Genomic DNA, 10,884 nt, shown 5'->3' with positions numbered 1-10,884 from the left:
TTTTATTGACACTGTTTGTGTTGCAAATGAACGCATTGTTTTCTAGTCTAGCGATGCTGTTTATTTATTAATTCAAATGTAAATAAAAGTAATTGAGAGTAATTATATGTTGTTGGATGAGCGTGAAGTAGTCGCTAATATGGCCAGCACTGACCCGTTGCTCGAGTGTCTGATGATATTTTGTCGTCTGCTTGGCGTATCTAAGTCAAAAGACCAGCTTATTGCAGGCCTGCCTATGGAGGGAAACCGCATAGGTATCAACCTGCTTCCACGTGCTGCGGCCCGAGCAGGGCTGGCATGCAAGATCATGCAAGGTGATCTTGGTCAGATTAGTCAGTTGGTGCAACCGACGCTATTGCTCACTCAGGATAATTCAGCCTGTATTTTGGTAAGAAAGACCGCCGAGGAGGCTATCTTACTTTTTCCGGAAGATCCGCAAATGGAAGTTGTTGTTCCACTTGCTGAATTGCAAAAAAGTTATGCTGGCTATTATGTTTTACTTAAAAAGGAATACCGGTCTGATAAGGGAAATAGGGAAATACATCAAGTAAAGGCCGATCATTGGTTTTGGGGAACGATCAAAAGATACAAGCCTATTTATCGTGACGTTCTGATCGGTAGCCTGTTTATAAATTTACTCGCGTTAGTCAGCCCACTGTTCACTATGAACGTTTATGACCGGGTTGTTCCCAATCAGGCATTTGATACGCTTTGGGTGCTGGCTTTGGGGGTCGGTATTGCCTACAGCATGGACTTCATACTGAAGAGTGTGAGAGCGCATTTTCTGGAGGTGACCGGAAAGAAGATTGATGTTGTGCTGTCCTCCAAATTGTTCGAGCACACACTCAATTTGAAAATGAAGGCGAAGCCTCATTCTGTCGGGAGCTATGCTTCCAATTTGCGCGAGTTTGACTCCGTCCGAAATTTCTTTACCTCTGCTTCACTGGTTACCCTTATAGACTTCCCCTTCTCGATTATTGCCGTGCTGACGATTGGCTGGATCGCGCCAATGATGATGATAGTTCCTGCGGTCGCGATGCCATTGGTGTTTGCCTATGGTTACTTTGCCCGTCTGCCGATTATGGCAGCGATGGAGCACGTCTACAGTTCCGGCTCGCAGAAAAACTCAGTTCTGGTGGAAACCCTGACCGGCCTTGAGACAGTGCGTATTCTCGGAGCGGAGTCCTGGGCGCAGCGGAAATGGGAGCAGGCAGTGGCTCACTCCAGTAACTGGGGAATCAAGGCGAAAGCGTGGACATCATCGGTCTTCCATGTTTCCGCTATCATTCAGCAGCTGGCTTCGATTGCCACCGTTGTGTTGGGTGTTTATCTGATTTCTGATCAAAATATGACCATGGGTGGGTTGATTGCCAGTGTAATTCTGACTTCTCGGGCGATTAACCCCATGGCTCAGGCTGCAGGTTTGGCAGCAAACTTTCAGCAAACCAAACTATCTCTTAATGGTCTCGAGGAAATTATGCAGAGGCCGGTCGAGAATGATCCAGAAAGAGAGTTTGTGGAACGCTCGCATTTTGACGGTGATGTGGAGTTTATTGACGTCTCCTTCAAATACCCGACTCAAGAATACAATGCACTGGAAAAGGTCAACTTAAAGATTCGTAAAGGCGAAAAAGTCGCCATTATCGGAAAGATCGGCTCAGGGAAGTCCACAATCGGAAAACTGATCATGGGTCTTTATGATCCAATTGAAGGGTCTGTCCGCATGGATGGAATTGACCTGAAACAGGTCAGTATCGCTGATATTCGGCGAAATGTCGGATATGTGCCACAAGACATTATTCTCTTTTCCGGCTCGCTGAAAGAGAACCTGCTTATTGGCTCACCTTTTGCTACCGATGAACAGTTAATCAGTGCATCGGTCTTAGCCGGGGTGTCCGATTTTGCCAATCACCATCCCAAAGGATTTGACATGGCTGTCGGTGAGCGGGGTGAGGGGCTATCTGGCGGGCAGCGTCAGTGCATTGGGCTGGCGAGAGCGTTAATCAATGATCCTCAGGTCCTTATTCTGGATGAGCCAACCAATTCTATGGATTCCAGTACAGAGGAGCGCTTCAAAAAGCATATCAGTGTACTGCTGGAAAATAAGACGTTGGTGCTGGTAACTCACAAATCTACATTGTTGCCATTGGTGGACCGGGTAATTGTGTTGCATCAGGGCAAAGTAGTGGCTGACGGACCCAAAGAAGCTGTACTGGAGGCGCTGAAAAACGGGCGCCTCAAGGTGGGTTGAGAACATGATATTTACATCTGCAGGTAAGAAAGAGCAGCACTTGGAGTTTGCTTCGGATCTGGCTGAGGCTCTGCGTAATCAGGATATTGAGCGCGGAAAATGGCTTTACTGGAGCGTGATTCTGCTGATTGTGCTGGCCATCACCTGGGCGTATTTCGCCAAGCTGGACGAAATAACCCGGGGTAATGCCAAAGTCATTCCATCTAACCAGTTGCAAACAGTGCAGAACCTTGAAGGGGGAATTGTCTCCGAAATTCTGGTCAAGGAAGGGCAGCATGTTTCAACGGGCGATGTACTGGTGAAGATTGATGCGACTCGCTTCAATGCCAGCTTCATGGAAAACCAGCAAAAGAAAAACTCGCTGGAAGCCAAAATTGCCCGCCTGCAGGCTGAAACTGAAGGAAAGCCCTTTGTCCCTAAAGGAAGTGATGATTTCTGGAGAGAAGAAGACAATTTTTATCAGATTCGTCAGCGTTCACAGCAAGAACAGCTGAGTACGCTGCAATATCAGGTTAAACAACGCGAGCGCGAACTGGAGGAGGCTCAGACCAAGCTGGGTCAGTTGAAGCGTAGTTATGGCCTGATCATGAAGGAGCTAAATATTACACGTCCTCTCGCTAAGCAAGGGGTGGTGTCTGAGGTGGAGTTAATTCGTCTGGAACGTGACGCGAACGATGCCAAAGGGCAGATGGATGCTTTAAGTGTCTCTATCCCGCGTCTCACTGCGGCACTAAATGAGAACAAGCAAAAGATTGCTGAGCTCAATGTCGGTTTCCAGCGAGATGCTCAGAAAGACCTCAATGATGCGCTGACGGACTATCGGAGCCTGGCTGAAATGGGAGGGGCCTTAAAAGATCAGGTGACACGAACTACGGTTCGGGCTCCGGTGGACGGAATTGTTCAGCGTATCTTGGTGAATACCGTTGGCGGTGTCGTGCAGCCAGGTATGGATATCATCGAGGTCGTGCCGACCAAAGACACGTTGTTGATTGAAGCCAAAATCAAACCTCGCGACATTGCCTATTTGCATCCTGACCAGAAAGCCATGGTGCGCTTCACAGCCTATGACTTTTCTACTTATGGCGGTCTTGAAGCGGAGCTGGTCAACATCAGCCCTGATACCGTGCTGGATGATGTCGACCATGAATACTATTACATAGTGAGATTGCGAACGCTGAAAAGCCATTTGGGGGATGCTAATTCCCCCCTGCCAATCATTCCTGGCATGACTGCTACAGTGGATATTATGACGGGCAAAAAGTCTGTCCTGGACTATTTACTCAAGCCGGTCTATCGGGCTAAAGAGACAGCGTTAAGAGAACGATAAGAATGGATATTCTTTTCAGCCGTAATGACTCCCTTTGCCAGCGTGTTAAACAGGCTCTTCATCCTTACGATGTATGGTTGGTGGAAACGCTAGGCGAATTCAAACCTGATGTGATCTGGTTACATCATCATGGTGAGGATGGGTTAGACAAACGTGTAGCTAATCTGAAAGACGTGGTGCCTGATACTGCGATTGTGGTGTTGAGCAATGTGCCCGGGAATAAAGAGGGTATGTCAGTCATTATGGCAGGCGCTCAGGGTTACATGAACAGTTTTGCCCGCCCCGACGTATTCAGGCTGGTCAGAGATACGGTGGTGTCTGGCCATGTTTGGTTAGGGCAGTCACTTATGCTGGCTCTTGTGGCTCAGCTGGGCAATGTGGCCGGTATTGGCAATACGTTGAAAGAGCAGGGGCTTAATTCACGTGAAGAAGAGTTGTTGCGTTGTCTGTCGGTCGGATTGAACAATCAACAAATAGCAGAGCAGCTCTCTTTGTCAGAGCAAACAATAAAAAATCAGCTTAGTGCTTTATATAAAAAGTATGGCGTGAAAGATCGGCTATCCTTAGTTTTGGCAGTCAACAATATGCAAAGGGAAGCTGAATACAAAAGATATGGGGAGGACGCTTAAGGTGAAGACTACAAAGCCATTTACACTGACATTGCTTGCTACATCACTGTTGATGATGGCGAGCGCAAGCCAGGCAAAAACGTTACAAGAAGTCATTAAGGAAAATATCTACACCAGCCCCTATGTGGAGCAGGCCAAGTATCAGCAACGTTCTGATGCTTCCGCAATCGATGAGGCACGTGCTGGCTATTTTCCTAAGGTCGATGTGAGTTTTGGCTCTGGACGTGAGCACACCTATTACACCAATGGTGTGAAGGTTGATAAAACCCTTAACCGTCGTGAAGGTGCGTTAACCGTTACACAAATGCTGTTCGATGGCTTTCAGACCCGCTCGGAAGTGGCGCGTGAAACGGCAGCAGCGGATGCATCAGCCTGGAAGCTGTCGAGTGAGACAGATCGTGTGGCTCTGGAGATCGCCCGGGCTTACCTGAATGTTTATCGCCGGACACAGTTGATGCGCCTGGCTGAAGAGAATCTCGCCAAACACCAGAATATCTACGAGCAGATTCGCCAGCGCAGCCAGTCCGGGGTTGCCTCACAGGCAGAACTGGCACAGGCCGAGAGCCGTTTGTCATTGGCTCAGGCCAATACGGTCTCTGCACGTAATAACCTGAGTGACGTCAAAGCGACCTATCAGCAGATCGTTGGCCAGCCTTCGGATGACGATGTAACCTTCCCCGACTTCGATGGTGCCTGGTTGCCTCCAAGTGTTGATGATGCGGTAACTCGTGCCATTGATAACAACTACGTTCTGAAGTCGGCCACATCGGATATTGATGAAGCCCAGGCACAGATCCGGTCACGCGAAAGTGCCTATCTACCACGTGTGACAGTTGAGCTGGGACGTACCTGGAACAACAACATTGATGGTATCGAAGGTAAGGATTCTGATTATCAGGCGATGCTGAAAGTTAACTACAACCTGTTCAACGGTGGTGCTGATAAGGCTCGTCATATGGAGAGCGTTGAACAACTGGGCAAGGCCAAGGCGATTCGTGATCAGACCTATCGTGAAGTGGTAGAAAGCATGCAGCTTTCCTGGTCTGCCTATGAATGGCTGTCGCAGCAGGTTCCTCATTATCAGGATCAGGTGAAGGCTGCTGATCAGACACGTGAGCTTTACAAGCAGCAATTCAATCTGGGGCAGCGTTCGTTGCTGGACCTGCTTGACTCTGAAAACGAGCTGTTTGAAGCACGTAACTCACTGGTGAATGCTCAGTCTGATATGCGTCTGGCACAGTATCGTATTCTTGCTGCATCCAGCTCACTGATGACCAGTGTGGAGAGCCCTGATGCAGCACCGCAACAGGCCGCTACTGAAACAGCTCAGCCTGAAGACTCGGTACAGGGCAGTGTTGACCACAGCATGGATCAGGGTGATCAGGAAGTGCTGGCGTCTGTTGAAGGATGGCGTCAGGCATGGCAATCCAGAGATGTCGATGCCTACCTGTCTCACTACGCCAGTAACTTTGCACCTGAGAAAGGCAGTTATGCTGCATGGGAAAAAGATCGCCGCTCTAAGTTGGCCTACCCACAGTGGATTGAGCTGACGATTGGCGAGCCTCAGGTTTCTATGGTCGATGGCAAGGCGATTGTACGTTTTGATCAGCACTATAAGGCCAATCACTTCGAGGATAACGTGGTGAAAGAGCTGACCATGGAACAGGAAAATGGTGAGTGGAAGATTGTAGAGGAACGTAGTATCTAATCTCCGCTGCATCGGAAAATGATGTTAAAAATGGCGCTTCGGCGTCATTTTTATTTTCTGCCATGCACCAGGGATCAATTATTGGAGAGTGCTATGCAGTGCGGTGATGGCCTTGAGGCGTCTTGAGAGCCAGGTCTTCTTTCTGGCTGGTGCCGTCACCGAAATAGCGTTGCAGGTTGTATACCTGCTGCCGTAGTTCTGCCTGTTTGATGAGCAGTCTGGGGCTATCCCATTGTGCCAGCAGGAGCTCAAGTGTCAGAGGGAGCAGCGATAGGCAGCGCTGGCGAAAGTCAGAAGGTCTGCCATAGTCGATAATGGCATCAATCAGGCCGTCATGTACCTGAAGCAAGTAGTCTTCCTGTCCTTGTTCGTCCTGAGTGAGTCCAAACAGGTGTGCCAGAGTCCTTGTTGCTTCGACATAGGCGTCAGGTACTTCCAGCGCTGATGAGGTGTAGTCTTTGTCAAAGAACAAGCGTTCCGCAGCATGATGAGCCTGAGTGTAGTGAGTCATCGCCTGAAAGTAGTCAGCGGCTATATATGCCTGGCGTCCTGCTTGAATGTGGTAGAGATAAATACCTTCGTCGGCTTTACTGGCAGACATATCCTGTTCTCCTTTCACTGCAATGTGCTCCTGATTAAGGACGAATCTGCAGCCGCAAGAAAAACAAAATAATGAAAATAGTTCTCAATATCAAACTGGCTTCTCGCTACCACAGAAGTGTGGCAGCGAGGAGGGCGTTAGCCTGTTCAGCCTGGATTAGATAGCCCACATCAGAGCCAAAGGAATAATCACCAGACTGGCAATATTCCCTAACATGACGATTGAAGCGACCTTGGCGGGTTCCTGCCTGAATTGTTCTGCCAGCATGTAGTTCAGTACTGCAGGTGGAAGTGCTGCAAAAACGATCAGATAGGCCCACTGTGCTGCAGGCAGTGGCCATAAGGTTTGTACGATCCAGGCGAGCAGCAGACCGGATGCAGGGCATGCTATTGCCCCTAGCACGCCTACATGCCAATCCTTCAGGTTGATATGGGTTAGCCGGATGCCAAGGGTGAATAGCATTAACGGAATGGATATCTGCCCTATCATGTCGAGTGGCGTATAAAGCCATTGAGGCAAGTGTAAGCCACTAAAACTCAGGGCCAGGCCCAGCAGCGTTGCCAGTGTAATGGGCATACGTAACAGTTGCCTGGGTGAGGTTCGGTGATCAAGCATGTAGATGCCCACCGTGAAATGCAGCAGCATCTCAACGATGAAGAGCACAACTGCTGCTGGCAGAGCCTTGTCTCCGAAAGCGAAAACCAGCAACGGTATACCCATATTGCCAGTATTGTTGAACATCATCGGAGGCAGAAAGGTTTTCAGCGAAACTCCCGGGAGCCTGCACAGTGGCAGCAGTACCAGGCCTGAGCCGAGCACAATCACAGCTGCCATTATGGCCAGCTGTGAGTAGTCGGTCAGCTGGAAGTTTTTGCCAGCAAGTACGCTGATCAATAGGGCAGGAACGAAGAGCTCCATATTGATCTGATTAGCAACACTGACGTCGGGACGGCGCAGACGGCCATAAATGCTACCAATCAGCACAACGGCGACCACTGGAAATACGGTCAGGAATATCCTTTCTAACATAAGCGTTTCACTTCCGGAGAGAGCATGTCAGGTGCCTGAATGCTCTCTTTGTTCATTGGTGAACGTCTTGCCCTCCATGGATGCATCGTTCAATCCAACAACCGAAAAGCAAAGCAATGAAGGCCTGTGCAACAAATGCAGCAAGCAGACCCGGATTCCTTTCACGCTGTGAGTTCAGCCTTCTGTTGTAGCTTGGCTGCAGCGGTCGAGCAAGTAGACGATGGACTTGTAATCGACACCACTGTGATGCGAGAGGCCAATTTCGCAAGTCCGGCTGGTAGAGAAGCCTTCCTGACAATTCGCTGGTACCTGTCGTTTCAACGCGCGCAATGCCGATGCATTCAACTCTGGCGTGGAAAAGCCTTTGTCACCTGCGAAGCCACAGCAGGTAATGTCATCAGGTATCACCACTTCCGTGGCGCAGCGCTTCATGATTTTGACCAGGCGCTCTGCCAGCCCCTGTCGTACCGTGCTGCAGGTGATGTGCAGCATGACCGGCTCATCGACAGGAGTAATGCTCAGGTTATCGAGCACATGACTGTCAATAAAAGCAACGGGATCATGGAGTTGTAAGCGCACATCCAGCTGTTCGCCGAGGCGCAGGGAGCATGGGCTGGTATCGCAGTAGATAGGCCACGCACCATTGTCAGTAGCTTTGAGTAGCGCAGCATTTACCTCTCTGCGCTTCTGATCGGCCTGTTCAAATAATCCCTTGCTCTGGAACGGCATGCCGCAACACAGACTATCCAGCCCGTCTGGATAGATGACTTCAAACCCTGCTTTCTGTAGCAGACGTTCAGTCATGGCGACCAGAGACTCCGTTTCCAGACTGCCTTCGGCTGGGCCCATGACGCGTGATGCACAGCTGGGCAGGTAGATTACTCTGGGCTTGTCACTTGTGCTCTGTGTTGGGTAGTGATGTTTGGGGGCTGCTGTCGGCATGGCTGGAGTCCAGAAGCCTACACTGTTGTGAGAAAGCTTGCGTACCCCCTGCGTTAATCTGGTCATGGCTGCCGTGCCCAGTACTTTGTGAGTAGCGTGGGCCGTTGCCAGAGTGAAGCGGGTGGCCGTAGTAATGGCTGCAAAATGATTGGCTATCCATGTACCTCGTGGGGCAAGACGCTGGCTTTGCTGTGACCGGATTTGGCGGGTCAGATCGCCGGTATTGATGCCAACCGGGCAGGCGGTGGAGCAAAGTCCGCAGGCGGCACAGGTGCCGGTACCCTGATAATGATAATCCTGTTGTAGTGCTTCCAGTCGTTGGGGGTCTTCACCTGAACGCTGCAAACGTGCAATTTCACGCCAGATTACAATCCTTTGTCTTGGGGTGAGAGTGAGCGCCCGAGAAGGGCAGGTAGGTTCACAAAAGCCGCATTCGATACAGGTATCCACCAGAGTGTCAGCGGCAGGCAGGGGCTTGAGGTTTTGCAGGTGAATCTGAGGATCACGATTCAGCAGGACGCCAGGGTTGAGCAAATTGTCGGGGTCAAACAGCTCCTTGATTTCCCACATCAGCTGATAACCATCTGCTCCCCATTCCTTTTCAACATAGGGAGCCATATTCCGGCCAGTACCGTGTTCCGCTTTCAGTGAGCCGTCGTATTTATCGACGACCAGTTTGGCGACGTCATCCATCAGGCCTTCATAGCGTTGAATTTCCTCAGTGGTATCAAAGCCCTGAGTGAAGACGAAGTGCAGATTACCTTCCAGCGCATGGCCAAAAATAATGGCTTCATGATAGTCCCACTTATCAAACAGCTGATGAAGATCTCTCACGGCCTCTGCCAGCCGCAGTACAGGAAAAGCGACATCTTCAATGATGACAGTGGTACCCGTTTTTCGCACGGCGCCTACCGCCGGGAACATCCCCTTGCGAATCCCCCAATACTGGCCAGTCACTTTTGGATCAGTGCTGAAAGAAGGGGGAATGATTGGGGACAAACCAGCTTCATCCAATATAGTGGCTACTGCTTGCAACTGGCTTTCAAGTTGCTCTGCGCTGCTGGCACGGCATTCAACAAGCAGTGCTGCAGCATCATCTGGCAGGGTACGCACATAGTCCGGCATGCCCGGTTTGTCTTGCACTGAGCGCAAGCTTGGGCGGTCCATCATTTCCACTGCAGCGACGGGAGCTGTCTTCAGTGCGGCTACAGCCCGGCAAGTCGTATCCAGTGCCGCGAAGAACAGCAGTCCTGAGGCCTTGTGGGCATGCTCCTCGATCGTGTGATAGGTGATTTCACTGATAAAACCCAGTGTACCCTCAGAGCCAATCATCAGGTGTTGGAGGATGTCGAAAGGGTCAGTGAAGTCAATCAGTGCGTTCAGCGCATAGCCAGTGGTGTTTTTCAGCCGGTACTTATGGCGAATGCGCTCGGCGAGCATTGTGTTGGCACGAGCCTGGTGACCCAGGCTTTCCAGTGCGCCCAGCAAACTCCCGTGGCTGTGTCTGAACGTGTCGCGAGATTCCTGATCGCTGGTGTCCAGCTGAGTTCCATCCGCCAGAATCACCTTCATGCTTTTTAATGTGTTATAGGAGTTCTGTGCCGTCCCACAGCACATACCACTGGAGTTGTTAGCGGCTATTCCGCCAATCATTGCCGCATTAATGGAGGCGGGATCCGGGCCGATCTTGCGTTGAAACGGAGCCAGGTATTTGTTGGCCTGTGCACCAATGACACCGGGCTCCAGGCTAATGGCATGTGCCCCATCATGAATATGGTATCCCTGCCAGTTGCCAGCCAGCTGGATGAGAATCGAGTCTGTGATCGCCTGGCCTGACAGGCTGGTACCGGCTGTGCGAAAGGTTACGGGAAGGTTGTGCTGGCGTGCTTTGTGGAGGATGGAGGATATTTGCGCTGAGGTTTTGGGACGCAGTACCAGCTGTGGAATCAGACGGTAAAAGCTGGCGTCTGTTCCATACGCGAGCAGGCGCAAGGGATCATCTATGATGCTGTCTGCAGTCAGGATGCCATCCATCTCGCTGGCAAAGGCACGGTACTCAGGTTTCATGGCTAATCACTTTATTTGTTGTTAGCAACCTCTCCCACGAAGAATGCGGAGAGCAGGCAATACAGGATGGCTTTATTGGTATTACCAATTAGCCATTGTGGATGCTGGAAGCATAGGTGCTTCAGATGATTCCTGTCAATTTAGCCGATGGCATTAGCTTTCATGTCGATGTGAGTAAGTGTCTAAAGCATGAAGATTTTAAAGGGTATATTGGTAAGACCTTTTTATTGTATGCTCTTTCGTCACTCAGGCCGCTCAATCTTACTGATGAGTGTCATGAGTACGATGAGTTTCCAAAGGCTATCAGTGCTGGACTTTTATGGTCCTGAA

8 protein-coding genes are annotated in these 10,884 nt (G+C 50.3%); 5 read left to right on the top strand and 3 right to left on the bottom strand.

Going from position 1 to position 10,884, the window contains the following annotated elements:
* The first annotated feature begins 106 nt into the window (after positions 1-106).
* The 4 genes from QCD60_RS03370 to QCD60_RS03355 are packed head-to-tail and all read left to right on the top strand — an operon-like array spanning position 107 to position 5,915.
* Complete coding sequence (locus QCD60_RS03370; protein WP_279782400.1) at positions 107-2,251, top strand: type I secretion system permease/ATPase; 2,145 nt, start codon at positions 107-109, stop codon at positions 2,249-2,251.
* Between the two features lie 4 nt (positions 2,252-2,255).
* Positions 2,256-3,578, top strand: coding sequence for an HlyD family type I secretion periplasmic adaptor subunit (locus QCD60_RS03365; protein ID WP_279782398.1), 1,323 nt, complete (start codon positions 2,256-2,258; stop codon positions 3,576-3,578).
* A gap of 2 nt (positions 3,579-3,580) precedes the next feature.
* Positions 3,581-4,207, top strand: a complete 627-nt coding sequence (locus QCD60_RS03360; protein ID WP_279782396.1) for a response regulator transcription factor — start codon at positions 3,581-3,583, stop codon at positions 4,205-4,207.
* A gap of 1 nt (position 4,208) precedes the next feature.
* Positions 4,209-5,915, top strand: a complete 1,707-nt coding sequence (locus QCD60_RS03355; protein WP_279782394.1) for a TolC family outer membrane protein — start codon at positions 4,209-4,211, stop codon at positions 5,913-5,915.
* Positions 5,916-6,006: 91 nt separating this feature from the next.
* Here the strand turns inward: QCD60_RS03355 and QCD60_RS03350 are convergent, their stop codons facing one another.
* From QCD60_RS03350 to QCD60_RS03340, 3 genes are all read right to left on the bottom strand, one after another.
* Positions 6,007-6,516, bottom strand: coding sequence for a hypothetical protein (locus QCD60_RS03350; protein ID WP_279782392.1), 510 nt, complete (start codon positions 6,514-6,516; stop codon positions 6,007-6,009).
* Positions 6,517-6,672: 156 nt separating this feature from the next.
* Positions 6,673-7,545, bottom strand: coding sequence for an AEC family transporter (locus tag QCD60_RS03345; protein ID WP_279782390.1), 873 nt, complete (start codon positions 7,543-7,545; stop codon positions 6,673-6,675).
* Between the two features lie 174 nt (positions 7,546-7,719).
* Entirely contained in the window at positions 7,720-10,554 is a 2,835-nt protein-coding gene (locus QCD60_RS03340) for an FAD-binding and (Fe-S)-binding domain-containing protein (protein ID WP_279782388.1), read from the bottom strand.
* Between the two features lie 125 nt (positions 10,555-10,679).
* Between QCD60_RS03340 and QCD60_RS03335 the strand changes: the two genes are divergently transcribed.
* Entirely contained in the window at positions 10,680-10,883 is a 204-nt protein-coding gene (locus QCD60_RS03335; protein ID WP_279782386.1) for a hypothetical protein, read from the top strand.
* The last annotated feature ends 1 nt before the right edge of the window (position 10,884 follow it).

Source organism: Pokkaliibacter sp. MBI-7 (genome assembly GCF_029846635.1).
Lineage (GTDB): Bacteria > Pseudomonadota > Gammaproteobacteria > Pseudomonadales > Balneatricaceae > Pokkaliibacter.
Note: the sequence above shows the minus strand (reverse complement) of the source record. Positions and strands in the feature narration are given on the sequence as shown.

What these genes read in the sequence shown, in the direction of transcription:
- QCD60_RS03365 (WP_279782398.1), top strand. Translation starts at nt 2,256, where the DNA reads ATGATATTTACATCTGCAGGTAAGAAAGAGCAGCACTTGGAGTTTGCT.
- QCD60_RS03340 (WP_279782388.1), bottom strand. Translation starts at nt 10,554, where the DNA reads ATGAAACCTGAGTACCGTGCCTTTGCCAGCGAGATGGATGGCATCCTG.
- QCD60_RS03345 (WP_279782390.1), bottom strand. Translation starts at nt 7,545, where the DNA reads ATGTTAGAAAGGATATTCCTGACCGTATTTCCAGTGGTCGCCGTTGTG.
- QCD60_RS03360 (WP_279782396.1), top strand. Translation starts at nt 3,581, where the DNA reads ATGGATATTCTTTTCAGCCGTAATGACTCCCTTTGCCAGCGTGTTAAA.
- QCD60_RS03350 (WP_279782392.1), bottom strand. Translation starts at nt 6,516, where the DNA reads ATGTCTGCCAGTAAAGCCGACGAAGGTATTTATCTCTACCACATTCAA.
- QCD60_RS03370 (WP_279782400.1), top strand. Translation starts at nt 107, where the DNA reads ATGTTGTTGGATGAGCGTGAAGTAGTCGCTAATATGGCCAGCACTGAC.
- QCD60_RS03335 (WP_279782386.1), top strand. Translation starts at nt 10,680, where the DNA reads ATGATTCCTGTCAATTTAGCCGATGGCATTAGCTTTCATGTCGATGTG.